The following is a 24,445-nucleotide window of genomic DNA, read 5'->3' on the forward strand; positions in this document are numbered from 1 at the left end:
TTATGTTTGTTTTGCTAGTTTGACCCAATCTGTAATTCCTTTTTTTGTGGGGATTCCTGAGTTATTAAATGTCCACATATCTCGTTTATGTTGTTGTCCATAACTAATATGAATTGGTTGGTTGTGACTATAAAAATAGAGGGAATCAAAGGGTAGTTTTGTTTGTAATATCCATTCTACTAATTCTGTACTCGGTAAATCTGTAATTAGAAAATCACAAGCAGCACCTAATCTTTCACAGTAGTATTTACCGTTTTTGTTGATTTCATGGCTAATATGTTGGTCAAGATGCGGAGCTACACGCCCATTTTTTTGCCCTGTAATTGGGTCTTTTTTCTCTAGATACTTTTTTAAGTCTGGAGAACAAAAACCGTAAGTAAGTCGAAATTTTTCTCTACCAAAATAATCTATCACTGGGTCAATGATAAATTTATTTAAATCCTGTAATGCGGGAATTACTTCTGGTAGATTTTGTGGATAGGGGTTGATATTTTGGGCGTATTTATGATAAGTTTGTGTGCAGGTACAAAATTCTTCTAAGGTTAGATATTTTCCTAGTTTTAAATTATGACTATTCATAAATACTGGATTGGCTATGAGACTGGTGATTCTATTGTAGCATTTGGTAAACTTCCGTTTTATTAATTGCTGAGAAGTTAAAAAATGTGAATAATTTAATAATTGGACTTACCAAGGTCTAAAAAAACTATGAATGTTCAAGAACTTTTAGATAGATATGCCACAGGAGAAAGAAGCTTTAACTGTATTGCTTTACCAGGAGCAAATCTACAAGGAGTCAATTTGGGTGGTGTAGACTTCGGTGGAGCAGATTTGAGAGGAGCAAATCTAACAGAAGCTTCTTTAAGTGGTGCTAATTTGAGTAAGGCAAATCTCAAAGGAGCAACATTAGCAAGAGCGCATTTATCCGAAATTATTCTCTGTGGTGCTGATTTGACTCAAGCTACATTAAAAACTGCTCATTTAAATGAATCAGATCTTAGCGGTGCATTATTGAGTGGTGCTAATTTATGTGATGCTAATTTACACATGGCATCAATTTCCGCCGCAAATTTGCAGGGTGCAAACCTCAGTGGCGCAAAAATGGGAGGTGTGAGAATGTGGAAAGCAGACTTACAAGGTGCAGATTTGAGTGGTGCAGATTTAAGCGAGGCTAATTTGTGCGAAGTGAATTTAACTGGAGCTAATTTAGATGATACAGATATGAGTGAGACTTTTTTAACTGGCGCAATTATGCCTGATGGTAGCATTCATAGCTGATGTTGTTGTACAAAATACTTCGTAGGGTGGGCAATACCCACCAACACTCAGTGAAAATATTTAAATATTTGATTATCCAAAAGCTTGAACTGCTAAATACTCGGAATATGGACATTTTTAGTTCATCATAGGTGTCAACTTAAGTTAAAAATGGCTTATCTGTTGGCTTCCACACCCGCCCGGAAATGATAGCGTAGCGTGGCGTAAGCCATATTTCCGGGCTAATAGCGAAAGTAAACTAAAGTTTACTCAAAAATTTCCGCGTTATTTAGTCATCTTCAGATGACTTCTGCTATTAGACTGGGAATTCATTCCCAGGCGGGCTAACCGGGTTGACGCTTCTCAGCCCGAAAAACAATCCACTTACGCATTATTATTACTCCTTGTCAGTACCAGTGTCATAATAGGACTGTGGAAATTCTGTCTTACCATCAAATACACAATCCACAGGTAAAATATCTGCCAACAACCGATTAATTATTAGACTTCTCCGGTAAAGATTGTAGAGACGTTCCATGGAACGTCTCTACAAGGGTTTCAAACGACGCACATTTAATTTTCGGAGATGTCTATTTAGCTTTTGCCTGACTTTTCGCCTGTTCTAAGGCTATTTCTTTCATAGCTTGATAAGAATTGTCAAGGGGGATGACTGGATTACTGACACAAAAATTTACAATTAACGTAAATACAAAGAAAATAAAAATAAATATATAATTGGTATGATTTATAATATACTAGGCTTTGTTATACACTGAAAAAGTTAATGTATACCAGTGAATTAGCTAAATATTCCGCCAGGGCAGATATTGGACAAACAAGCCGTATTCTCGTAGTCGAAGACGAAGAGCTAATTCGGGAAATGTTAGTTGTAGCCTTGGAAGGGGAAGGTTATGATGTAATTGTTGCTAGTGACGGCAGAACAGCGATAGAATATCTGAAAAATTGTGAAGATAATTCTGAAAAACTGCCTTTAGATTTGGTGCTGTTAGATTTGATGTTGCCGCAAATTAATGGTCTAGATATTTGCCGTTTTTTGCGTCACCAGGGCAACTCAGTGCCAATTTTGATGTTGAGTGCTAAAGGTAGTGAAACTGACCGAGTGCTGGGCTTGGAGGTAGGTGCTGATGACTATTTGACAAAACCATTTAGTATGCGAGAATTGGTGGCGCGGTGTCGGGCGTTACTTCGTCGTCAACGTTTAAGTACATTGCCACAAGTTCCGGTTCTCAAGCACAAAGATATAACTTTAAATGCTCAAGAGTGTCGGGTAACGGTACGTGGAGAAGAGGCGAATTTGTCTCCGAAGGAGTTCCGGCTGTTAGAATTATTTATGAGTTATACTCGACGAGTATGGTCACGGGAGCAGTTGTTGGATCAGATATGGGGTCCAGATTTTGTGGGGGATAGCAAAACTGTGGATGTTCATATTCGCTGGTTACGGGAAAAGCTGGAGGAAGATCCTAGTCATCCAGAACATATTGTGACTGTGAGGGGTTTTGGTTACAGATTTGGGTGATTTGTGAAGATAGTTGTTAGTTTTGAATCATACACCAACTAACGACTTCCATGTTCTTTCTGGGATTTTTTCTGGGTTTAGTTGTCGGCCTTGGTTTTTGGGTTTGGCAACAGGTTCACCTGAACTGGTATTTAGAGCGATTGTTGCAACCGTTAAATTCTCGTTCCCATGAAACCAATAACATCAAGTTGCTGCTAAGACCTCGCTTACGGCAGGATATATCTATTGTGAATAAACAACGACAGGATTTGCAGCAATCATTGTCTATGTATCAGGAATTGCTAGATTTTGTACCTCTGGGATATTTGCAGGTAGATGAGGAAAATCAACTGCTATGGTGCAATCAGCAAGCGCGAGAAATTTTATATCTTCAAAGGTGGCAGCCAGGACAGGTGCGTTTGTTGTTAGAATTGGTGCGGTCTTATGAATTAGATCAGTTAATTGAACAAACTCGTGATTGGCAAAAGCCACAGGTGCAGGAATGGGTTTTTCATCCTGCTTGTGAAGATGCTAGGGAGATGACAGCGGTAAAATCTATGTTTTTGCGGGCTTCTAGTTTGCCTCTACCAACGGGACAAGTGGGGGTATTTTTGGAAAATTGCCAATCTGTGCTAGATATGAAGCAAGAACGCGATCGCTCTTTTTCTGATTTAGCCCATGAACTGAGAACACCCCTCACGGCAATTCGTCTGGTAGTGGAAACTCTGCAAACCCGTCTAGAAACACCTTTAGACCGTTGGGTTAATAGGTTAATGCAAGAAGTTGACCGACTGATTAATTTGGTGCAAAGTTGGTTGGAACTGACGCAAATGGAAAATAATCCTACCATGCAGTTAAATTTAGAAATGGTGGAAATGCGATCGCTCATCATCTCCGCATGGGCAACCCTAGAACCAATTGCCCAGCGTCATTCTCTCAGTATTAACTATTCTGGACTAGACAGCATCTGCATTCAGGCAGATAAATCTCGACTTTATCAAGTATTCGTCAACTTGCTAGATAATAGCATCAAATATAGTCCAGCCACCACAACTATTGACATTGAGACTAAAATAATTTCTACTGATAACGGTCAAATGTTGGAAATAAATATTATTGATTTCGGTGTTGGCTTTGCTGTTGACGACTTACCTCATGTATTTGAAAGGTTTTATCGCGGAGATAAAGCCCGGTATCGTTCACCAGTCAATGAAGTAAATTCGACAACGAGAATTGCTGGTAGCGGTTTAGGTTTAGCCATTGTCCAGCAAATAGTCATGGCTCACGGTGGTGTAATTAAAGCCATGAACCATCCAGAAACAGGTGGTGCTTGGATACAAATTCAATTTTCTCAAGTTATGACAAATTTACCTAGTACAGTACAGCGCAAGTAAGATAACCATTAAAAATCCTTAAAAAGCTTATACAATCTGCTTTTTTAATTTTTAATTGTTAATTTTTAATTCCGCCCTGCGGTACTAGTCAAGACTATAGTTAAGAAAATATATACACTTTTAATATAACCACTGTGAAAACTGTATTTGATCCTCCCAATCACAAAATACTACCAATAGAACGCTCCATTAGGCGTTTAGAACGGGATTTATTACGTATGGGGGCTTTAGTAGAACAATCATTTCGGCTGAGTCACCAAGCCCTATTTGCCGGGGACTTAATCGCAGCGGAACAAATACCCCGGTTAGATAAAAAAATTGATCGCTTTTATCGGCAAATAGAATCAGACTGCACAACTATTATCATTCGTCAAGTACCCACAGAAAGAGATTTGCGCTGTATAAGTGCTTTCATGCAATTGGTGCGTGACTTAGAACGAATTGGGGATTATGCCGAAGAGCTAGGGGAAATTGCCATTAAACTCTTCCCTTATCCTCAACATAGTTCCTTACCAGAAATTGCAATTATGTCCCAGCACGCCCAAGCAATGTTAGCAACTTGTTTAGTTGCATTGGCAGATTTAGACGAAACCAGTGGACAAAGAATGAAGCAGTTAGATGATGCTGTAGATAATGCTTATGAGCATCTTTATCAAACCTTTGCCCAACAGGAAAATATTTCTGGCGTAATTGAGCCAATTCTCTTGTTAACTTTAGCAATTCGTTGTTTAGAACGCATGGCAGATCACGCAACTAATATTGCCCAACGAGTTACATATATTGTCACAGGTCAGCGATCGTAAATTTGATATTGATCTTTATCAATACGTACCATAAACAGAGTATAAACTCAAATTTACCAGATCATAAATAAATTATAACTTTGTATAAAAATTTTGATATTTAGTTGTTTTAATTGTCATTAATGATGTAGAATCACCATAGAACATTTATGTATAAGTTCCCTTGGGACTTTACCATAAACTGGATTCATTTAGGTGTGAGAGAGACTAAAATTTATGAAGAAAGCTTTTTGGAACATCCTCAAAGTTAGCCCTGTTATAGCTTTGAGCTTGCTAACTGGTAATAGTGCCTTTGCTGGTGAAGTTAACGAACAAGTAACAAGTGTTGCTCAGTTATCCCAAGAGTCCAACAGTTTGGGTCAAGTAACATCCGTTTCTCAGTTTTCCGACGTACAACCTACTGATTGGGCGTTTCAAGCTTTACAATCTTTAGTTGAACGTTATGGTTGCGTAGCTGGTTATCCTAGCGGTACTTTCCGTGGTAATCGCGCCTTGAGTCGTTATGAATTTGCGGCTGGTTTAAATTCCTGCTTAGACCGCGTTAATGAACTCATTGCTACTGCAACTGCTGACATGGTAAGCAAGCAAGATTTAGCTACCTTACAGCGCTTGCAAGAAGAATATTCTACAGAATTAGCAACTATTCGCGGTCAAGTAGATGCTTTAGAAGCTCGTACTGGCGAACTGGAAGCCAATCAGTTTTCCACCACCACCAAACTATCTGGTGAAGCAATTTTCAGCGTATCCCAAGCTTTTGGGGATAAGGTAGCAGTTGCTTCTGGCGCACCAACAAAAGACTTAAGCAGCAATTCAACTTTCTCTGACCGGGTGCGGTTGAGTTTAAATAGCAGCTTCACTGGTAAAGACCAATTGCAAACTCGTTTGCAAGGTCGGAATATTGCCAGTAATAAAGATACCACTGGTACCAACATGACCCGTTTAGGTTATGATGGCAGCGAAAATAATGCCATAAGCATTGACAAACTCAACTACGCTTTCAGTTTGAGCGACAAAGTTCGCGTCAAGATTGATGCTACTGGTGCTGAGTTAAATGAGAACGTCAATGTTTTCAACCCCGACTTTAGAAGCAGTGGTACAGGTGCTTTATCTCGCTACGGACGTTTCAGCCCTATTTATCGTCAAGCTGGTGACGGTGCTGGTATCACTGTTAACGTTACTCCTAATGATAAGATTGCATTAAGTGCTGCTTATTTTGCTCAAGGGCTGAAAGATGGAACTAACGATAGAACTTCTTCTAGCAATCCTAATGTCGGTAATGGGCTATTCAACGGTGATAATACTATTTTCGGTCAGTTAGCTTTCAAGCCTAACCAGGCTATCAACATTGGTCTAACTTACGCGCACACTTATCAGCGGGGAATTACTATTACTGATCCAGCAGATAAAAGTAAAACAATTGATCTAAAGAATAGTTTCTTTAGTTCCACAGGTAGCAGTAGTGCAAATAGTCCCTTTGGTGCTGGCGTTGCAGCAGAATCAAGCAACTACGGTGTACAAGCTACACTCCAACCCACTAAGAATATCACAATTGGCGGTTGGGGTGGTTATACTGCCGCCAGCACTTTAGCAGGTAATAGCAAGAGTGGAGAAATCTGGTACTGGGCTGGTACTTTGGGTATTAAAGACTTCGGTAAAGAAGGTAATACCTTGGGTCTTATCTTCGGTCAACCTCCTAAATTAGCTGGCGGTAAAGGTATTACCAGAGATGCAAACACTTCTTATCACATCGAAGGTCTGTACAAGATTAAGCTTTCTGACAACATCCTGGTCACTCCTGGTGTGTTGGTAATCTTGAATCCTGAGCATAACGATAAGAACTCCAACGAATATGTTGGTACTTTACGGACTACCTTCACTTTCTAGAATTAAGTTAGGTTAGCCCTCCCTAACTCTCCTCTTGTGAAGGGGAGGGAACCAGATTTTTCTTGTTTCCCCCCTTCTAAAGGGGAAAGGGAGGTAAAAATGTGGTGAAAATTACGGGATACCACCTTTCAAACAACCTCTTGATATTAAAACTGTGTCTGTCACTAAAAAAGCAGCCGGGTATTATAAAGTAGATGCCGAAAACCCTTGAAGATGCGTTCGACTTAGGAGAACGCATCTGGGCTTCAGACAAGGGATGAAAGCTAGTTGCTTTGCTTTATCCTGCATTGACGTTAATTTGAAAATTTGAGCGTATTCATCTCATTACCTCCCTATCGGGTAGGTGAGAGGCTTCTACTGTTTAAGCTAAAACTCTCTATAGAATCTCCGCGTTTCTAGACCGGAGACTGTCAAAGATATTCTAATTTATGGTAAATCGGTTATAAAATAAAACTATATTCTCAAGACTACCGCATCTCGTTCCTAGTCTCTGACTAGGAATGCAGTTGATGAGGCTCTGCCTCTAATATCATTGAAGGCAGAGCCTTCTAGAATTCATTCCCAGTCAGAGACTGGGAACGAGATAATGAATTTCAGGGCTAATAGCCAAAGTTTACTAAAGTAAACTGGGGATTTTTAGTCATCTTCAGATGACTTTTGCTATTAGACTGGGAATTCATTCCCAGGCGGGCTATGGGTTTTACGTTAAGTTGACTGCTTTACTCCTACGCACCTGGGTTTTTAACTAAATATCTGGGCGCTATGAATTATGAAGATTAATCTTGCCAATTACTAATACCCAAAACCAGTTAGGATCAAGGAAATCGGAATTTATATTTTCAAGCATCCACTGGAGAGAAGTGTTTATGGATCTGGTTGTACTCCAGAACTGGCTAGATAATGCCTCATTTGCTGTCTTATTCTGTACGATGTTGGTGTATTGGGTGGGGGCAGCCTTTCCGAGTTTATCGGTGACAGCGGCTTTGGGGACGGCTGGAATGGCGATCGCTAATTTGTGTATGGCGACTCTATTAGCAGCAAGATGGATCGAAGCGGGTTATTTTCCCCTGAGTAATCTCTACGAATCTTTATTTTTCCTGACTTGGGGAATTACCGCTGTCCATTTAATTGCCGAAAATAGCAGTCGTAGCCGTTTAGTGGGGGTTGTAACTGCACCTGTAGCCATGGGAATTGCTGCTTTTGCGACTCTGACTTTACCATCAAATATGCAGGTGTCAGAGCCTTTAGTCCCAGCTTTAAAATCTAATTGGCTGATGATGCACGTTAGTGTAATGATGTTGAGTTATTCAGCTTTGATGGTAGGTGCATTGTTAGCGATCGCTTTTTTAATTGTTACTCGCGGTCAAAATATCCAATTACAAGGTAGTTCCGTTGGTAATGGCGGTTATCGAAGTAATGGTTATAAATTACTAAAAGCTGGTGAGTTAGTTACATCTACACTCGCTGCGGAAACTAATGGTTTTTCCCTTGTAGAAAGTAACAACAACGGAAATGGGACTGCGGTTTTAGATTTAATCACAAGTACCCCCATTCAAACTGCTGAAATCCTTTCACCTCAACGTCTTAATCTAGCTGAAACCCTCGATAATATCAGCTATCGCATTATTGGTTTAGGCTTTCCTCTCCTCACAATTGGGATTATTGCTGGTGGGGTTTGGGCTAATGAAGCCTGGGGTTCTTACTGGAGTTGGGACCCGAAGGAAACTTGGGCGTTAATTACCTGGTTAGTTTTCGCGGCTTATCTGCATTCTAGAATAACTCGCGGTTGGCAAGGTCGAAAACCGGCAATTTTAGCCGCTGCTGGGTTTGTTGTAGTTTGGATTTGTTATCTCGGTGTGAATCTTTTAGGTAAGGGTTTACATTCTTACGGTTGGTTTTTGTAAGTTCATCTTTCAGCAATTCTCATTTTAAGGTTTCATGACATTTAAACCCTTACATTCATAGGGTTTTACAATTCTTAACAAATCCGGGGATAGCGAAGCGCTGCTGCAAGCAGTTCGCTGAAATGGCGCAAACTCGTTTCAAAATGAGAATTGCTGTTCATCTTTAACTATTACGCCGTAACTCCCCCACTGAATTTGGTACTCCAAATCAGTGGCGGGATATAAGGCGGGAAAAACCGAAATCGTTCTCAATCAGTCCGAGGCATAGCCGGCATAGCCTAGTGTGTTAATTCTGTGAATCCTTTACCCGCAAGACTATGCAGCGATAAATATTAGAGCAGAAGGTATCAGAATGCTTGCATTGAGCGCAGCCGAAATGATCAAGGCGGAAGGTATGGCTTCGCCACGCAGGCTATCAGCCGTCTCTGCTGTAGGAGGGGAGATAAGACCAAAACTTGGGCGAAAGTCTAAGTTGCGGCACTCCCCTGTGAGTACAGAAGCCGACACTGTACTTGGTACTCCAAGTCAGTGTGAGTAGTTCACTAACTAAAACAAAACCCCCCTCTAAAAGAATAGAGAAGGGTTTTTTACTTGAAAAAATAGACCTGGCATCGAGCTATTTTCACGTGGGGCTACCCCCAAACTATCGTCGCCGCAGCAGCGTTTCACCTCTGAGTTCGGGAAGGGATCAGTGTGGTTCCACCGCGCCATAGACACCAGGAAAAAATTTAGAATTTAGAATTTAGAATTAAAGAATAATTTTAGATTCTAACTGAGGGTGTTCATAACCCTGAAGACTGCATTTGAGAAAGAGAAATCACAATAACAAATTGAATAGAGGTCAAGCCCTCGGTCTATTAGTACCCCTCAGCTTCATACATTACTGTACTTCCACTTAGAGCCTATTAACGGGTGTTCTGCCCGTGACCTTACCTACTTTTTGTAGTGAGAGTACTCATCTTGAGGTGGGCTTCCCACTTAGATGCTTTCAGCGGTTATCCTCTCCGCACTTGGCTACCCAGCGTTTACTGTTGGTACAATAACTGGTACACCAGCGGTGCGTTCCTCCCGGTCCTCTCGTACTAAGGAGGACTCCTCTCAATACTCTTGCGCCTGCACCGGATATGGACCGAACTGTCTCACGACGTTCTGAACCCAGCTCACGTACCGCTTTAATGGGCGAACAGCCCAACCCTTGGGACGTACTTCCGCCCCAGGTTGCGATGAGCCGACATCGAGGTGCCAAACCTCCCCGTCGATGTGGACTCTTGGGGGAGATCAGCCTGTTATCCCTAGAGTAACTTTTATCCGTTGAGCGACGGCCATTCCACTCTGCGCCGTCGGATCACTAAGGCCTACTTTCGTACCTGCTCGACTTGTCGGTCTTGCAGTCAAGCTCCCTTCTGCCTTTACACTCTTCGCACGGTTTCCAAGCGTGCTGAGGGAACCTTTGCGCGCCTCCGTTACCTTTTAGGAGGCGACCGCCCCAGTCAAACTGCCCACCTGAAACTGTTCCCCGACCGGCTTACGGTCGTGGGTTAGAATTCTAGCTTCGCCAGAGTGGTATCTCACCGTTAGCTCCTTATTCCCCAAAAGGAATAACTCACCGCTTCCCACCTATCCTGCGCAAGCGAAGCCCGAACACAATTCCAGGCTACAGTAAAGCTTCATAGGGTCTTTCTGTCCAGGTGCAGGCAGTCCGTATCTTCACAGACATTCCTATTTCGCCGAGTCTCTCTCTGAGACACCATCCAAATCGTTACGCCTTTCGTGCGGGTCGGAACTTACCCGACAAGGAATTTCGCTACCTTAGGACCGTTATAGTTACGGCCGCCGTTCACCGGGGCTTCGGTCGCCAGCTTCACTTTCGCTGACCAGCTTCCTTAACCTTCCGGCACTGGGCAGGCGTCAGCCCCCATACGTCCTCTTGCGAGTTGGCGGAGACCTGTGTTTTTGGTAAACAGTCGCTTGGATCTCTTCACTGCGACCCACTTCTTAGGTGGGCACCCCTTCTTCCGAAGTTACGGGGCCATTTTGCCGAGTTCCTTAGAGAGAGTTATCTCGCGCCCCTTGGTATTCTCAACCTCCCTACCTGTGTCGGTTTCGGGTACGGGTGTTCTATCTTCATCACATAGACAGCTTTTCTTGGCACTATCCTTCACCACGCAGAGTTCGTAAACTCCTCCCAAACCAATCAGGGTATGGCTATCTTTCATGCGTCCCTATCTATGCTCCCACAGAACAGTAAGTGACTATTGACACTTTGTCCATCGACTACGCCGTTCGGCCTCGCCTTAGGTCCCGACTAACCCAGAGTGGACGAACCTGGCTCTGGAACCCTTAGGGTTTCGGGGTGTATGATTCTCACATACATTTGCGCTACTCAAGCCGACATTCTCACTTCCGTTTCGTCCACAGCTGCTCGCCGCTACTGCTTCTACCTACGACGGAACGCTCCCCTACCGATTATGATTAGTAATCCCACAGCTTCGGTACATCACTTAGCCCCGTTCATTTTCGGCGCAAGATCGCTTGACTAGTGAGCTATTACGCACTCTTTCAAGGGTGGCTGCTTCTAGGCAAACCTCCTAGTTGTCTAGGCAATCTCACCTCCTTTATCACTTAGTGATGATTTGGGGACCTTAGCTGGTGGTCTGGGCTGTTTCCCTCTTGACAATGAAGCTTATCCCCCACTGTCTCACTGGCTGTGTGTTCTCTGGGTATTCTGAGTTTGTCTCGATTTGGTACCGGTCTCCCAGCCCGCACCGAAACAGTGCTTTACCCCCCAGATTTAATCACAACCGCTGCGCCTCAACACATTTCGGGGAGAACCAGCTAGCTCCTGGTTCGATTGGTATTTCACCCCTAACCACACCTCATCCGCCGATTTTTCAACATCGGTCGGTTCGGACCTCCACTTGGTGTTACCCAAGCTTCATCCTGGACATGGTTAGATCACCAGGGTTCGGGTCTATAAACACTGATCTTCGCCCTCTTCAGACTCGGTTTCCCTTTGGCTCCAGCATTCTCGCTTTAACCTACCAGTGCCTATAAGTCGCCGGCTCATTCTTCAACAGGCACGCGGTCATCCGTTAAATCGGACTCCCACTGCTTGTAAGCTTATGGTTTCATGTTCTATTTCACTCCCCTTCCGGGGTTCTTTTCACCTTTCCCTCGCGGTACTTGTTCACTATCGGTCACACAGTAGTATTTAGCCTTACGAGGTGGTCCTCGCTGATTCACATGGAATTCCTCGTGCTCCATGCTACTCGGGATTCAGCTACTATCCTTTGACTTTCAACTACGGGACTTTCACCCCCTCTGGTACAGTATTTAGCTGTTTCGTCTAGTCTCTAGATTCGATATCGCTGTCCCACGACCCCAAAGGATAAATCCCTTGGTTTAGGCTCTTCCCCTTTCGCTCACCACTACTTAGGGAATCTCTAGTTTGATTTCTCTTCCTCCAGCTACTAAGATGTTTCAGTTCGCTGGGTTGGCTCTTTCCTGTCTATATATTCAACAGGTAGTACATAGGGTTGCCCCATTCGGACATTTCCGGCTCTTAGTTTGCTTCCAACTCCCCGGAACATTTCGTCGGTAACCACGTCCTTCTTCGCCTCTGTGTGCCTAGGTATCCACCATTAGCCCTTATTAGCTTGACCACATTTTCTGCTTGTTTGCTTTCACATCCATCTCAATGTCTGTGTCTGCCTGCTTTTTCTCTTTCTCTTATGCAGTTTTCAAGGTTCTGGCTGGAATTTAACCCAGCAGTCTAACCATAGTTGTTAGGTGCTGACTCTGATTCAATTTTTGAACTAAGCCGAATAATACTTTGAAAGATATCTACCAATCTCGACCGACCTAGGTTAGACCAATTTAGTTTCTATTCACAATTTGCATTGCTTTCGAGTTCTAAATGGATTAGGTCTCCCTAAAAGGAGGTGATCCAGCCACACCTTCCGGTACGGCTACCTTGTTACGACTTCACCCCAGTCATCAGTCCTACCTTAGGCATCCCCCTCCTTGCGGTTGGGGTAACGACTTCGGGCGTGACCAACTTCCATGGTGTGACGGGCGGTGTGTACAAGGCCCGGGAACGAATTCACTGCAGTATGCTGACCTGCAATTACTAGCGATTCCTCCTTCACGAAGGCGAGTTGCAGCCTTCGATCTGAACTGAGCTACGGTTTATGAGATTCGCATCACATCGCTGTGTAGCTGCCCTTTGTCCGTAGCATTGTAGTACGTGTGTAGCCCAAGACGTAAGGGGCATGCTGACTTGACGTCATCCCCACCTTCCTCCGGTTTGTCACCGGCAGTCTCTCTAGAGTGCCCAACTTAATGCTGGCAACTAAAAACGAGGGTTGCGCTCGTTGCGGGACTTAACCCAACATCTCACGACACGAGCTGACGACAGCCATGCACCACCTGTGTTCACGCTCCCGAAGGCACTTCCATCTTTCAACGGAATTCGTGACATGTCAAGCCTTGGTAAGGTTCTTCGCGTTGCATCGAATTAAACCACATACTCCACCGCTTGTGCGGGCCCCCGTCAATTCCTTTGAGTTTCACAGTTGCCTGCGTACTCCCCAGGCGGGATACTTAACGCGTTAGCTACGGCACAGCTCGGGTCGATACGAGCTACGCCTAGTATCCATCGTTTACGGCTAGGACTACTGGGGTATCTAATCCCATTCGCTCCCCTAGCTTTCGTCCCTCAGTGTCAGTCTTGGCCTAGCAGAGCGCCTTCGCCACCGGTGTTCTTCCTGATATCTACGCATTTCACCGCTACACCAGGAATTCCCTCTGCCCCGACCACACTCTAGCTTTGTAGTTTCCACTGCTTTTATTTGGTTGAGCCAAACTCTTTAACAGCAGACTTACAATGCCACCTGCGGACCCTTTACGCCCAATCATTCCGGATAACGCTTGCATCCTCCGTATTACCGCGGCTGCTGGCACGGAGTTAGCCGATGCTTATTCCTCAGGTACCGTCATTCTGTTCTTCCCTGAGAAAAGAGGTTTACAACCCAAGAGCCTTCCTCCCTCACGCGGTATTGCTCCGTCAGGCTTTCGCCCATTGCGGAAAATTCCCCACTGCTGCCTCCCGTAGGAGTCTGGGCCGTGTCTCAGTCCCAGTGTGGCTGATCATCCTCTCAGACCAGCTACTGATCGTCGCCTTGGTAGGCTCTTACCCCACCAACTAGCTAATCAGACGCAAGCTCTTCTTCAGGCAGCAAGCCTTTCACCTCTCGGCACATTGGGTATTAGCCACCGTTTCCAGTGGTTGTCCCCAACCTGAAGGTAGATTCTTACGCGTTACTCACCCGTCCGCCACTATCTCCGAAAAGACCGTTCGACTTGCATGTGTTAAGCATACCGCCAGCGTTCATCCTGAGCCAGGATCAAACTCTCCATTTTGTGTTTTCGAGTTTGTTGGCTCCGAAATTAGTTAAAATCTCGAATCCTCTTTCAATTATCTTGACGACGAGGATTGGTTTAATCTATTCTTTCAAAGTATTATTTTTTCTCGGTTCAGTTGTCCGGGATTTGTTTCTTTCTCTCGGCACTTATCTAATATAGCAATCCTTCCTTTTTCTGTCAAGGGGTTTGAGAAATATTTTTTAGAGGTGGGTAAAACCAGAGGCTATTTCCAGCTAAGGGCTTTATATGGCAAGGGTTAAACGGATTTCGATAATTTCAAATATCTACTGGGTGTTGCCCATAATAAGGTAGAGCTTCTGACCAATGGGGATTTTTTCCTTGCTGCCAATCTAAATAGGCTAATTCCAAAATGCTGTTGACGGTGGCTGCTAAGTGAGATGTGGCTGATATTAACTGATTGGTATGCCAATTAGTTAGGGTTTCTTGCCATGCAGACGGCGTGAATAATGTATCTGATAATAGGGCTGTAATGCCCGAATTATCAGGGTTGGGTTGATAAATAGCACCAAAAATTTGTCCCCGTTGTGCTGGCATTTCTACGGCAATTATTGGATGTTGGCAATTTCTTTGTAATTTATATTCTTGCCAAGCTACTGCGGCTAGGGTGGAAACTGTAAATGCGGGAATTTTTAGCTGTTGTGCTAGTGTGCGCGCAGTGACAACTCCGATGCGAGTTCCTGTAAAACCACCAGGACCTTTGGCAACGGCGATAAATTCTAGGTCTGCCCAGGTTCGTGGTTTAATTACTTCAACTAGATATTGATGAATGTGACTGGATAGGTCACGTCCTAAGTTCCAAACTTGAGATTGGGGATAGTCGGCAAAGTTGCTAATTGCTAAACCGAGTTCTGGTGTGGTGGTGTGTAATGCTAAAGCGTATTTATTCAGCGGGAGTTGTTTGATTATGGTTGTCAAGGTAAATGCAAATGTATTTTTCTGCTAAATAATACAGCATAATTCAGAAGTTAAAGGTGAAATCACCTTAATTTTGGGCTTTTACTCTTTTTCCGCTGGAAAATACCAATTAAATGTGATTGAACCACGAAGAAGCGAAGGACACGAAGAAAGAAGGAAAGAAAGAGAATAATTGGAAGTTAATGGAGTTTGTAAGAATTTGTGTTGCTGATTTTGGCTGTAAATACTCAGCAACATCTCAGAATTTAGCCTAATTAGGTGGGGACTAATTCACCTGGACGCAATTTAGACCATTTACCTGTTTCTTGTTTGAAGCTGAGACAACCGACAATATCCCATTCCATTTCAATTATTTCGCCTTGTGTGCGAATATTGACGTTGATGGCAGGTTCGTTGGGGTCAAAATCTGGTGTTTCTGTCAGGTGAGGCTGTTGGTGCTGGGTTTCTACGGCGTTGTAGGTGACGCAGCGGTCTACATAGTGGCAATTCACGCAAATACACATAATAGAACCAACTTTGGGAAGCTTTATAGTTAATGTAGCTTAATGCAAAATAATCGGCATTAGTTACTAGGTTGATTTTTATGACAATGGATGAATTAGTTGTTTCTCGTCTCGCTGCCAAAAATTGGCCTTGTAGTCTGGAATATTTGCCACAACCTGTTTATATGGTGGGTGGTGCGGTGCGTGATGCGATTTTGGGTAGGGTTCGGGAATATGTGGATTTAGATTTTATTATCCCAGGGGATGCGGTGAAGGTAGCGAGAAAGATTGCTCAACGTTATCAAGCTGGTTTTGTGTTACTTGATGCTGAAAGAAAAATTGCCCGTGTGGTGTTTCCTCATGCTACGGCTGATTTTGCTCAACAGGAGGGGGAAAGTTTAATTACGGATTTGCATAGAAGGGATTTTACTATTAATGCGATCGCTTATAATCCCCATACTCAAGAAATTATTGATCCTCTCGAAGGTTATAAAGATATAGAATCTGGACTATTACGAATGATATCACCTGCAAATCTGCAAAATGATCCTTTGCGGTTAATGCGGGCTTATCGTCAAGCTGCCCAACTTGGTTTTACTATTGAACCAGCTACTCAAGAGACAATTCGCAGTTTAGCAAAAAGTATTAATCAAGTGGCAGCGGAACGAGTACGGGTAGAAATTGGTTATTTGTTGGCAAATTCTCAAGGGACATTTTGGCTAAATGCTGCTTGGAAAGATGGTGTTTTGACTAGTTTCTTTAAAAACGCGACTGAGGAAAGTTTTATTAAGTTAACTGCTGTTGATCAAGCTTATACTTTAATTAGTGAAAATTGGCAACAACTAGGAGAAGAATTAGCAAATTATGTACGGGAGACTGTGAAAACTTCTTGGTTAGCTACTGCTAAACTTGCTTGTCTGGTTGACTCAAAGCCAGAAATTGCCGAAATCGAATTACAGGAACTTACCTATAGTCGGGCAGAAATTCGGGCTGTGACAACGGGATTAAGACTATTTTCGGAAATAAAAGCGGTAAAGATGCCTTTGCGAAAACAGTATTTTCTGTTTCGGGAAATGGGAATTTTATTTCCGGCTGTGTTGGTATTAGCTTTAGCAAATGATATTGTAGCTAAGGGAATGTTTGAAGAAAGTATGTTTGTTACTTATGAACCTTTAATCAAGCGTTATCTTGACAAAAACGATGTAGTTGCTCATCCTATTCCTTTACTCAATGGTAAAGACATGATGATGGCGTTAAACATTCCCGCTTCACCATTGATAGGTGAATTATTAATGGAGGTTGGTGTTGCTCAAGCTGAGGGGAAAATTTCTACAGTAGAAGCAGCGATAGAATTTGCCAGGAATTTAGTTAAAAAGTAAACTTGCTAAATTTGGTTTTGAGTTATTTAATTTTTATGGAGTAGGGAATGAGTCTGATTTGGCAGGCTGATTTTTATCGTAGTCCGCTACAAAGTGTTGAAGGGCAGACGTTATGGGAACTATTAGTTTGTGATGCAACTCGCAGTTTTGAATTTACAGCCAGTTGTCCCCAATCCCAGGCTAATTCTACTTGGGTTGCCCAACAATTACAATTAGCTGGTCAGGAAAAGTTACCAGATGTAATTCAAGTATTTCGTCCTCAGTCTTTAAGTTTAATCACAACTGCGGGAAATAATTTAGGTATTAAGGTTGAAGCTACTCGGAGAACTTTGGCGTTAAAACAATGGTTAGCAGCAAAACAATATCCTGTAACTGTGGATAAACTACCTCCATTACCATTACCGGAAAATCTCTGGGGGGAAGAATGGCGGTTTGCGACGATTCCATCTGGTGATATTGTGGATGAGTTTACAGAACGACCAATTCCTTTTTTGCAAATACCAGATTTTCTCAAACCAATTAATCTGGGTTTAGCTTCAACAGTACCTATCCCTGGTGTAGTGATTTACGGTGGACGAAAATCTATGCGTTTAGCGCAGTGGTTAAAGGAAAATAATCCTGTATCATTAAACTATATCGCTGGTGCGCCTGATGGGTTGGTATTAGAAGCTGGTTTGGTAGATAGGTGGGTTTTGGCGACTTTTACAGATGAGGAAGTTACTGCTGCGGGGAAGTTATATCAAGAGCGAAAACAGCTAAGTCAGGGATTGCATTTTTTATTGGTGCAACCAGATGATTCGGGAATGACTTATAGTGGTTTATGGTTATTGCAAGATGAAAATAAATACTAATGCTTGTTATATTTTGTTACCGAGAACGAGCCTACTTAAGCATAAAAATTCATGTATGATAGGAGTCTTGGGTGTTAGTAATTATTTATATGGGAACTTGGCAAGTTAACCAAATGTCTACATAATTATTAAAGAAATCATAACTTAGTCAAGTTTTCTTGACCTTTTAAACGAAAATTAGACCAATCAAAGTTTAGTCGAAATATTCAGCTAATTCATTTAAGCTAGAAGCAAATGAGCGAAATTAGTCAACGCAGGGTTGTTATTGGTGATGTGCATGGACACTATGAATGTTTGATGTTGCTGTTGGCAAAAATAGCACCTACATCAGAGGATCAAGTATATTTTTTGGGAGACTTAATTGATCGTGGTCCAAAAAGCGCCCAAGTAGTTGAGTTTGTTAAAGAAAATGATTACCCTTGTTTGCTAGGTAATCATGAGCAGATGTTATTAAATATCATGACTGGTAAGAATACTTCGTCCACAAATATGCAAACGTGGTTATACAGTGGAGGACAGGCTACTATTGCTAGTTACCAATCTGCAACAATTCCTAAACAACATCTGGATTGGTTTGAGAGTTTGCCCACATATTTAGATTTGGGAGATTTTTGGTTAACTCATGCAGGTGTTGATCCAGAAAAGAGTGTCCAAGAACAGACGGCGGAAGAATTATGCTGGATTAGGGATGAGTTTCATCGGATAGAGAAACCATATTTTGCAGATAAGTTGATTATAGTTGGTCATACTATAACTTTTACTTTACCTGGTGTGGCTCCCGGTAATTTGGCACAGGGCCAGGGCTGGTTAGATATTGATACTGGCGCTTATCATCCCCGTAGTGGTTGGTTGACGGGGCTGGATATTACGAATAAGTTGGTTTATCAGGCCAATGTGTTCAGTAGGGTTGTGCGGACTGTGGCTTGGGAAGAGGTGATGACAATTGTTCAGCCACAGGAATTTGCAGGTAGCCGCCGTCATAGAAAACGAGCATAATTATGGCAAAAATGCTCTCATTTTGCTTTGATATACCGGATTATCTAAACCATGATTTTGACTACTTGGTTGACTTTTAATCTGATTTTGCAGGGAGATTACGCGATCGCTTGCCCCTGGATGTGTGCTTAAAAATGTAGGTACGGAGCTACTTCTTTGTAGCTTTTTCATGAAAGAAACCATTGCTGACTGAGCATAACCAGTGCGGGTGATGTTTGCTAATCCTCTTTTATCAGCATCAAATTCGTCCTGGCGACTACGGGGAAGATTCAGGGCGAGTTGCACACCAATTCCTACGGCTTTACTTCTATCTAAACCGGATACTGAAGCTACACCACTGGCTATAGCTCGTTGTCGCATTTGTTTAATTAAATGTTTGCCTTCGATATGTCCCATTTCATGAGCTAATACACTGGCGACTTCGGCTTCATTATCTGCTGTTTTTAACAAACCTGTATTCACATAAATAAAACCACCAGCGGTTGCAAAGGCATTAACAGCAGGATCTTCGACTACTTGAAAAGTATAAGCAATATTTGGACGAGTGCTATTAGCTGCTAAACGTCTACCGATTTGTTCAACATAGCTGTTTAGTTGTGAATTACGAGAAATTCTGACTTCTTGCTGTATTTCTTGATTTATTTGCTGCCCAAGATCAACTTCCTGGCGATCGGATATATTAGATAGGTTAAATATTTGGGTTACTTGTGGGAGTACACGGATCAGATCGCTAAAACCTATAGCTTTACTTGATAGTGGTGTACCTAAGCAAATAGTCACAGCAACGCTTACAGAAATGAACGGATACAAACAGCGACGCTGCCACAAACGATAATTTGTCCAAATTCCTTGCGAGTTAATCATAATCCAGTTATATGAGATGGGTGTAAGAACTTAAAATTGGAGGACGAATTTTCAGTTTACAAAGTTGCATTTTCAACTCCAGATAGTGCAAATAGTCAATTCAAATAACTTACTGCTACTATGACACTGAAGCTCCTGCAATCATGATAAACTGTCGCATAACCATAATGTCTAGTTTCTGTCAATTCTGATGCAGTGATCAAGATTGTGGATCACTTGAAAAAACTTGTCGGTACAATCAATTACTTAGCTGAAAACTCAACTGCAACTTATCCAAACCTGATTATGGCTATTTTAGATTCTAAAGGTCGCTTGTTCGGTAAAATTAACCTATTAGATTTAGGGGCTGCATTAGTAATTTTGCTAGTGATAGTGGGTATCTTTATTTTCCCTGGTACTTCTGGTTCTGTGGCTCAAGTGGGTGCGAAAACAGTACCCATTGAGGTAGATTTACTGGTACGTGGACTCAATGTTCGTAATCCTCAACAGTTAATTAAAGAAGGATTTACAAAAGGTGGTAAAACTAATGTGATTATCCGTAATCAACCTTATGGTCAGATTGGGATTAAATCGGTTGAGCAGTTAGAGAGAACACTGACAATTGGTCAACCAGATGGTTCTGTGAAAGAATTACCAGATCCTAGAAAAATTAACTTTAGTACAGATTTTCTCTTGACTTTAGAAGGACAAGCTACAGTCACTAAGGATGGGCCTGTTCTTGGTAATAGCAAAGTGAAAATTGGAATGCCTTTTGAATTAGAAGGTTTTAACTATAACTTTAATGCGTCTGTAGTTGATATTCGATTACAGGATAAATAGCATTTTGTTTAAGGATGAAATTATCCTGGTTTCATCCTTAAAATTAGTAAAAACTATCTATTTATAATTTTGTAATCAAGTAGGTAAATACTGTGGCACAGGCTTCGTCTTCTTGGCGACAATTGATGAATCAAGTTTCAGAAATTCAGATCAAGATTCCCAAACATCAGGTTTTTAAACATTTTTCTGAACCTGGTATTTTGCTGGGATTACTGACAATTATTGTAGCTATGCTGCTTTGGAGTTGGCAATTGCTGTTAGCTCTGGTGGTGGGTATTGGGATGATGGTATTTACTTACTCAGTGCAAAAATGGAATTGGCAATTGCGCTGGTTAGAAATACGTAAGTTGATGAGTAGCACTAATAGTAGGTTAGCTTATGCGATCGCCAGTGGTGGTATTGCGACTGTGATAACTTACATGGCTTCGGCAATTTGGATTGATGCTCCTAGTCATTGGTTGGCGGCTGGTGCTATTGTGCAAGGAATGGGAACGCTATTAACTTTAATTTTGCTGGTGTGGCAAATATTCAGTTTTCAAGGAAATCGAGAAGAAGATTATCTTGATCAATTGTTAAATAATTTAACGGAAAAGGATTCTTTAAAACGTTTACTTTCCATACGTCAACTCAATAAACTGATTACCCGTCAGCGAGTTGATACGGTAATACAACAAGATATCGGGGAATGTTTACAACTATTACTGAGTCAGGAACAAGAAGTCATGATTCGGGAAGCCGCTTTGGATTGTTTGCAAAATTTAACTGGGTTGCAAGTGCTAAAGCCTATTCAGGCAAAGGTATTTATGCCTATATCAGCCAAAGCGAAAAGCAAAATCCTTGTAGATTGATCTAATTTTCCTATTTTGTACTTTTGATTTCGGGATTTTGCTTTAATTCTTCCTTTAAGATTTGCTGATAAATTTTGGGTAAGGAACTACTAACAGAATTATTTTCTATCCCGTATCCTAAACTTGTCCATGTGGGGGAGAGTTTTCGGAGAACATCATTTAATTTTTGTTGCTGTAATAGCTTAGGAATATTTACACCCCAAACTTTTACATCATTTAACCAACGGTAAACGACGACATCTTGATACTCTGCTTCAAAACTATAATTAGTCCAAAGCATCATTTTGCTGGGTTTTGGATGATAACGAGGAGCAATTTGATCCCACGTAGTATTAATAATTTGATATCTACCTGCGGCTGTGGAACAGTTACCTGTATTCGGTCCTGTGACAATGGTGATACATTTTTGAGGATGATGACTGAGATCATTAACTTGTTCACCACCATACAAGAGAGAGTAGGGACGATTCCCACTGGCTTCACTGGCAGATATAGTTCGCATTAATGCCCGAATATAAGGATCTCCACCTTTCATGACTAGGGGAGGCTGTTTTCTGGTAAATATAGGTTCGGGAGATAATTGTATATCTCCAAAAATATACCACTGAAACAGGTACACAAAGCCCAAAAGTGAGGCTATGGGAGCGATGAGTTTTTCTACACCTTTCAGTTCAAAGTTTTTCAGAATTTAACTCCTTTTAGTTATTTCTTGGGACTAATAAGCAAAAATTAACTTTTTTATTTCGGAAGATTGCTCGGCTCAGTAATATTGCTATGATGAAGTTATTTTGGTATTTAGCTACAATATCAATTATTGAATGACTGTGAATTGGTTACACCTGAATTTACCATTTTTCTCGTTGTTGACTGACTCTACATAATCAGTTCATGCTGTTTGTGTAAAGTTAATGACAATTTTTTGAAATTTTCGTGAAAATTGGATTTTGATGCGAAAAAACTTCCCTGAAGTGGGAATGATGAATATAGACAACTTTCCAGATATAGAAAAAACAAATTTATGGTTACAAACAATAGTAAATATCAATCATGGGAAGTAGCAGATGAGACTGTATTACAGGAGGCTCATCTAAGCGCAACTAAATTTTATGGTAATTATCAAGATGGGATGGAAATGTATGCTCCTGTGGAGCAGGTAGAGAAGTATTTCAATACTCACTCTTCCTGGTTTGGTCGTTGTGCAGAACCGATGAAGGTAAGCCGGATAGGTGAAAATAGTTATGCTTTGGCGGTAGGTAAATTTGGTGCTTTTGGTTACGATGTAGAACCGAAGATTGGTTTAGAGTTGTTAAAACCTGAAGATAATGAATTCCAAATCCGAACTATTCCTGTACCTGATTATCAGTCACCTGGTTATGAGGTGGATTATAAATCATCAACACGATTGATAGGTGATTTAGATGGGGTTACGCGGGTGGAGTGGGAGTTGGATTTGGTTGTTGAGTTGCAGTTTCCCAGATTTATTCAGCGATTACCCTATTCGTTAATTCAGTCTACTGGCGATCGCATCCTTAATCAAATAGTCCGTAAAGTTTCCCATCGTCTCACACACAAGGTACAAAAAGATTTTCATCAATCTCTAAATATACCTTTTTCGCAAAAGAAACACAAATAATAACGGTCTAAGGCATTGTTATCAGTACGCAACCTCAAATCTATTGCGGGTAATATTCCCGTTGATGTTGAAACAACAATACCATTGCCTTGAGAACCGATACCATAACCTAAATCTACTTGCCATTATTTCCGTAATAGGATGCTTTTCTAGTGGTAGGTAGTTTAAGTCCATTCTTGAATATTTCAGAGTTCCAGAATCCAGAATCCAGGGAATAAATTCCCTGTCTTATAGCTAAAGTCGGTTTAAACCGACTACTTTTATCTCGTTTATCTCGTTCCCAGTCTCTGACTGGGAATGTTATCACAGAGGCTCTGCCTCTGCTAGTATTGAAGGCAGAGCCAAGAACTGCCAGATTGCCATAAATGTTGTTGGTGCTAATAATTCTGTTGTTGGTGCGACCCAGTACCGTTTGGTTAACGTTATTCTCAATTAATTTGAGTACGTTTTAACGTACTTGAGCTATTAGCCCGGAAATTGATTTCCGAGCGGTTGTAGCCGCTAACAGATAACATATAGGACTCCTATATTTTCGGTTAAGTTGACACCTATGAGCATTGCTAAACCCCTCCAAAAACGTGGTGCTAAAGAAGAATCTGAGGCGATCGCTAAATGAGTTAATATCATAGAAGCGAAAGTAACAGGCCAAAAAGCTATGGTTACGACATCTTATGAATATCAAAATCTGCCCACAGCAGAAGACTTACCCGACAGCGACGAAACCCCAGTGGATAATGAACTCCAAAATGATATTCCCAATCTATTGTTAAATTTATTGAAATGGATTTGGGGCGATCGCCAAGATTGGTTCTGGGGAGTAGATATGTGCGTTTACTATGAACCAAACACAGAAGAACCGGCAAAATCTAAATCAATTGTTCCCGATGGGTTTTTAGCTTTAGGAGTGGAGAGACTCAAAAATGAAGGGGGTAGATTAAGTTATTTATTATGGGAAGAAAAAGTATTACCAATTTTGGTATTGGAAGTAGTTTCTCACAAATATAATGGCGAATATGATAGCAAGTTGTTAGAGTACCAAGATTTAGGGATTTTATATTATGTGATTTACAATCCCTTGAGTGGAAGAAGAGGATTATATAAAAAACATCAGTCTTTAGAAGTTTATAAATTAGTAGATAGCAAGTATGAATTAGTCCCATCGGTTGCTCTGTTACCAGGAAATGGTAAAGTGTTCTGGATGCCGGAGATAGAGCTAGGAATTGGTTGTGAGCAGGGCAATCAGGGCGGTTGGCAACGGGAGTGGGTTTATTGGTACGATCGCTCTGGGGTGAGGTATCTCACTGCTGAAGAACGGGCAGATCAGATGCGTGCTGCTAAAGAAGAAGCTGAAGCGATCGCTCTTCAAGAACGACAACAAAAGGAAAAACTGGCAGCGTACCTGAAAACCTTGGGTATTAATCCTGACGAAATCCCATAGATGTCTTGAAAAAAAGC

At 41.7% G+C, this 24,445-nt stretch carries 21 protein-coding genes, 3 rRNA genes and 1 pseudogene; 14 read left to right on the plus strand and 11 right to left on the minus strand.

All coding sequences use genetic code 11. The features are described from left to right. Nucleotides 1-579, minus strand: a complete 579-nt coding sequence (locus tag HEQ36_RS20245) for a hypothetical protein (protein WP_039202789.1) — start codon at nt 577-579, stop codon at nt 1-3. A 129-nt stretch (nt 580-708) separates the two neighbouring features. Between HEQ36_RS20245 and HEQ36_RS20250 the strand changes: the two genes are divergently transcribed. Further along, nucleotides 709-1,278, plus strand: coding sequence for a pentapeptide repeat-containing protein (locus HEQ36_RS20250; protein ID WP_039202790.1), 570 nt, complete (start codon nt 709-711; stop codon nt 1,276-1,278). Nucleotides 1,279-1,654: 376 nt separating this feature from the next. Here the strand turns inward: HEQ36_RS20250 and HEQ36_RS20255 are convergent, their stop codons facing one another. Continuing rightward, nucleotides 1,655-1,795: a hypothetical protein gene (locus HEQ36_RS20255; protein ID WP_168634706.1), complete on the minus strand. Its 141-nt coding sequence runs from the start codon at nt 1,793-1,795 to the stop codon at nt 1,655-1,657. Between the two features lie 246 nt (nt 1,796-2,041). Between HEQ36_RS20255 and HEQ36_RS20260 the strand changes: the two genes are divergently transcribed. The 6 genes and pseudogenes from HEQ36_RS20260 to HEQ36_RS20285 form a co-directional block, all read left to right on the plus strand. Further along, nucleotides 2,042-2,794, plus strand: a complete 753-nt coding sequence (locus tag HEQ36_RS20260; RefSeq protein WP_027403571.1) for a response regulator transcription factor — start codon at nt 2,042-2,044, stop codon at nt 2,792-2,794. Between the two features lie 50 nt (nt 2,795-2,844). Further along, nucleotides 2,845-4,167: a cell wall metabolism sensor histidine kinase WalK gene (locus tag HEQ36_RS20265; RefSeq protein ID WP_168635171.1), complete on the plus strand. Its 1,323-nt coding sequence runs from the start codon at nt 2,845-2,847 to the stop codon at nt 4,165-4,167. A 134-nt stretch (nt 4,168-4,301) separates the two neighbouring features. Beyond that, nucleotides 4,302-4,970, plus strand: a complete 669-nt coding sequence (gene phoU / locus HEQ36_RS20270) for a phosphate signaling complex protein PhoU (protein ID WP_168635170.1) — start codon at nt 4,302-4,304, stop codon at nt 4,968-4,970. Nucleotides 4,971-5,186: 216 nt separating this feature from the next. Further along, nucleotides 5,187-6,854: an iron uptake porin gene (locus tag HEQ36_RS20275; protein WP_168635169.1), complete on the plus strand. Its 1,668-nt coding sequence runs from the start codon at nt 5,187-5,189 to the stop codon at nt 6,852-6,854. A gap of 866 nt (nt 6,855-7,720) precedes the next feature. Continuing rightward, nucleotides 7,721-8,758, plus strand: a complete 1,038-nt coding sequence (gene ccsB / locus HEQ36_RS20280; RefSeq protein ID WP_027403575.1) for a c-type cytochrome biogenesis protein CcsB — start codon at nt 7,721-7,723, stop codon at nt 8,756-8,758. Between the two features lie 304 nt (nt 8,759-9,062). Beyond that, nucleotides 9,063-9,296: pseudogene (locus HEQ36_RS20285) on the plus strand (hypothetical protein); the annotation flags it as partial. Between the two features lie 65 nt (nt 9,297-9,361). Here the strand turns inward: HEQ36_RS20285 and rrf are convergent. The 5 genes from rrf to HEQ36_RS20310 form a co-directional block, all read right to left on the minus strand. Then, nucleotides 9,362-9,479: ribosomal RNA gene (rrf, locus tag HEQ36_RS20290) — 5S ribosomal RNA — on the minus strand. Nucleotides 9,480-9,595: 116 nt separating this feature from the next. Beyond that, nucleotides 9,596-12,420, minus strand: a 23S ribosomal RNA gene (locus tag HEQ36_RS20295). 272 nt (nt 12,421-12,692) lie between these two features. Continuing rightward, nucleotides 12,693-14,179, minus strand: a 16S ribosomal RNA gene (locus HEQ36_RS20300). The 16S, 23S and 5S rRNA genes sit together here, the layout of an rRNA operon. A gap of 279 nt (nt 14,180-14,458) precedes the next feature. Continuing rightward, a complete protein-coding gene (gene tsaB, locus HEQ36_RS20305; RefSeq protein ID WP_053537653.1) occupies nt 14,459-15,118 on the minus strand; it encodes a tRNA (adenosine(37)-N6)-threonylcarbamoyltransferase complex dimerization subunit type 1 TsaB in 660 nt (219 codons plus the stop codon). A gap of 254 nt (nt 15,119-15,372) precedes the next feature. Next, complete coding sequence (locus HEQ36_RS20310; RefSeq protein ID WP_168635168.1) at nt 15,373-15,621, minus strand: Ycf34 family protein; 249 nt, start codon at nt 15,619-15,621, stop codon at nt 15,373-15,375. An 86-nt stretch (nt 15,622-15,707) separates the two neighbouring features. Between HEQ36_RS20310 and HEQ36_RS20315 the strand changes: the two genes are divergently transcribed. The 3 genes from HEQ36_RS20315 to HEQ36_RS20325 all read left to right on the plus strand — a co-directional run bounded on the left by HEQ36_RS20315 (nt 15,708) and on the right by HEQ36_RS20325 (nt 18,826). Then, complete coding sequence (locus tag HEQ36_RS20315) at nt 15,708-16,979, plus strand: CCA tRNA nucleotidyltransferase (protein ID WP_168635520.1); 1,272 nt, start codon at nt 15,708-15,710, stop codon at nt 16,977-16,979. 47 nt (nt 16,980-17,026) lie between these two features. Further along, nucleotides 17,027-17,830 (plus strand): Tab2/Atab2 family RNA-binding protein, encoded by an 804-nt coding sequence (locus HEQ36_RS20320; RefSeq protein ID WP_053537655.1) that lies wholly within the window; start codon nt 17,027-17,029, stop codon nt 17,828-17,830. Nucleotides 17,831-18,064: 234 nt separating this feature from the next. Further along, nucleotides 18,065-18,826, plus strand: coding sequence for a metallophosphoesterase family protein (locus tag HEQ36_RS20325; RefSeq protein WP_053537656.1), 762 nt, complete (start codon nt 18,065-18,067; stop codon nt 18,824-18,826). Here HEQ36_RS20325 and HEQ36_RS20330 read toward each other — a convergent pair whose 3' ends face one another. After that, nucleotides 18,827-19,690: a M48 family metallopeptidase gene (locus HEQ36_RS20330; RefSeq protein ID WP_168635167.1), complete on the minus strand. Its 864-nt coding sequence runs from the start codon at nt 19,688-19,690 to the stop codon at nt 18,827-18,829. It abuts the gene before it with no gap. A gap of 285 nt (nt 19,691-19,975) precedes the next feature. On the opposite strand from HEQ36_RS20330, the gene HEQ36_RS20335 reads away from it, so the two are divergent. Together HEQ36_RS20335 and HEQ36_RS20340 are read left to right on the plus strand one after the other, a co-directional pair. Beyond that, on the plus strand, nt 19,976-20,509 hold the full coding sequence (locus HEQ36_RS20335) for a DUF4330 domain-containing protein (protein WP_027403585.1): 534 nt from the start codon (nt 19,976-19,978) through the stop codon (nt 20,507-20,509). Between the two features lie 92 nt (nt 20,510-20,601). Beyond that, entirely contained in the window at nt 20,602-21,357 is a 756-nt protein-coding gene (locus tag HEQ36_RS20340) for an armadillo-type fold-containing protein (RefSeq protein WP_168635166.1), read from the plus strand. Nucleotides 21,358-21,367: 10 nt separating this feature from the next. Here HEQ36_RS20340 and HEQ36_RS20345 read toward each other — a convergent pair whose 3' ends face one another. Next, complete coding sequence (locus HEQ36_RS20345; protein ID WP_205748449.1) at nt 21,368-22,042, minus strand: glycoside hydrolase family protein; 675 nt, start codon at nt 22,040-22,042, stop codon at nt 21,368-21,370. Between the two features lie 333 nt (nt 22,043-22,375). On the opposite strand from HEQ36_RS20345, the gene HEQ36_RS20350 reads away from it, so the two are divergent. Further along, the gene (locus HEQ36_RS20350; RefSeq protein ID WP_053537660.1) at nt 22,376-22,990 is read left to right on the plus strand and encodes a DUF1997 domain-containing protein; all 615 of its coding nucleotides are present in this window, start codon (nt 22,376-22,378) and stop codon (nt 22,988-22,990) included. Nucleotides 22,991-23,105: 115 nt separating this feature from the next. On the opposite strand, the gene HEQ36_RS20355 is transcribed toward HEQ36_RS20350, so the two are convergent. Both HEQ36_RS20355 and HEQ36_RS20360 read right to left on the minus strand, forming a co-directional pair. Further along, nucleotides 23,106-23,297: a hypothetical protein gene (locus tag HEQ36_RS20355; RefSeq protein ID WP_152608834.1), complete on the minus strand. Its 192-nt coding sequence runs from the start codon at nt 23,295-23,297 to the stop codon at nt 23,106-23,108. A 194-nt stretch (nt 23,298-23,491) separates the two neighbouring features. Beyond that, nucleotides 23,492-23,617 (minus strand): hypothetical protein, encoded by a 126-nt coding sequence (locus tag HEQ36_RS20360; RefSeq protein WP_256366901.1) that lies wholly within the window; start codon nt 23,615-23,617, stop codon nt 23,492-23,494. 28 nt (nt 23,618-23,645) lie between these two features. Between HEQ36_RS20360 and HEQ36_RS20365 the strand changes: the two genes are divergently transcribed. Beyond that, on the plus strand, nt 23,646-24,428 hold the full coding sequence (locus HEQ36_RS20365) for a Uma2 family endonuclease (RefSeq protein ID WP_039200590.1): 783 nt from the start codon (nt 23,646-23,648) through the stop codon (nt 24,426-24,428). Nucleotides 24,429-24,445 lie beyond the last annotated feature (17 nt).

The organism is Anabaena sp. 54 (assembly GCF_017355725.1).
Lineage (GTDB): Bacteria > Cyanobacteriota > Cyanobacteriia > Cyanobacteriales > Nostocaceae > Dolichospermum > Dolichospermum heterosporum.

What these genes read in the sequence shown, in the direction of transcription:
- HEQ36_RS20245 (WP_039202789.1), bottom strand. Translation starts at nt 579, where the DNA reads ATGAATAGTCATAATTTAAAACTAGGAAAATATCTAACCTTAGAAGAA.
- HEQ36_RS20250 (WP_039202790.1), top strand. Translation starts at nt 709, where the DNA reads ATGAATGTTCAAGAACTTTTAGATAGATATGCCACAGGAGAAAGAAGC.
- HEQ36_RS20255 (WP_168634706.1), bottom strand. Translation starts at nt 1,795, where the DNA reads ATGGAACGTCTCTACAATCTTTACCGGAGAAGTCTAATAATTAATCGG.
- HEQ36_RS20260 (WP_027403571.1), top strand. Translation starts at nt 2,042, where the DNA reads ATGTATACCAGTGAATTAGCTAAATATTCCGCCAGGGCAGATATTGGA.
- HEQ36_RS20265 (WP_168635171.1), top strand. Translation starts at nt 2,845, where the DNA reads ATGTTCTTTCTGGGATTTTTTCTGGGTTTAGTTGTCGGCCTTGGTTTT.
- HEQ36_RS20275 (WP_168635169.1), top strand. Translation starts at nt 5,187, where the DNA reads ATGAAGAAAGCTTTTTGGAACATCCTCAAAGTTAGCCCTGTTATAGCT.
- ccsB (WP_027403575.1), top strand. Translation starts at nt 7,721, where the DNA reads ATGGATCTGGTTGTACTCCAGAACTGGCTAGATAATGCCTCATTTGCT.
- HEQ36_RS20310 (WP_168635168.1), bottom strand. Translation starts at nt 15,621, where the DNA reads ATGTGTATTTGCGTGAATTGCCACTATGTAGACCGCTGCGTCACCTAC.
- HEQ36_RS20315 (WP_168635520.1), top strand. Translation starts at nt 15,708, where the DNA reads ATGGATGAATTAGTTGTTTCTCGTCTCGCTGCCAAAAATTGGCCTTGT.
- HEQ36_RS20320 (WP_053537655.1), top strand. Translation starts at nt 17,027, where the DNA reads ATGAGTCTGATTTGGCAGGCTGATTTTTATCGTAGTCCGCTACAAAGT.
- HEQ36_RS20325 (WP_053537656.1), top strand. Translation starts at nt 18,065, where the DNA reads ATGAGCGAAATTAGTCAACGCAGGGTTGTTATTGGTGATGTGCATGGA.
- HEQ36_RS20330 (WP_168635167.1), bottom strand. Translation starts at nt 19,690, where the DNA reads ATGATTAACTCGCAAGGAATTTGGACAAATTATCGTTTGTGGCAGCGT.
- HEQ36_RS20335 (WP_027403585.1), top strand. Translation starts at nt 19,976, where the DNA reads ATGGCTATTTTAGATTCTAAAGGTCGCTTGTTCGGTAAAATTAACCTA.
- HEQ36_RS20350 (WP_053537660.1), top strand. Translation starts at nt 22,376, where the DNA reads ATGGTTACAAACAATAGTAAATATCAATCATGGGAAGTAGCAGATGAG.
- HEQ36_RS20360 (WP_256366901.1), bottom strand. Translation starts at nt 23,617, where the DNA reads ATGATATTAACTCATTTAGCGATCGCCTCAGATTCTTCTTTAGCACCA.
- HEQ36_RS20365 (WP_039200590.1), top strand. Translation starts at nt 23,646, where the DNA reads ATGGTTACGACATCTTATGAATATCAAAATCTGCCCACAGCAGAAGAC.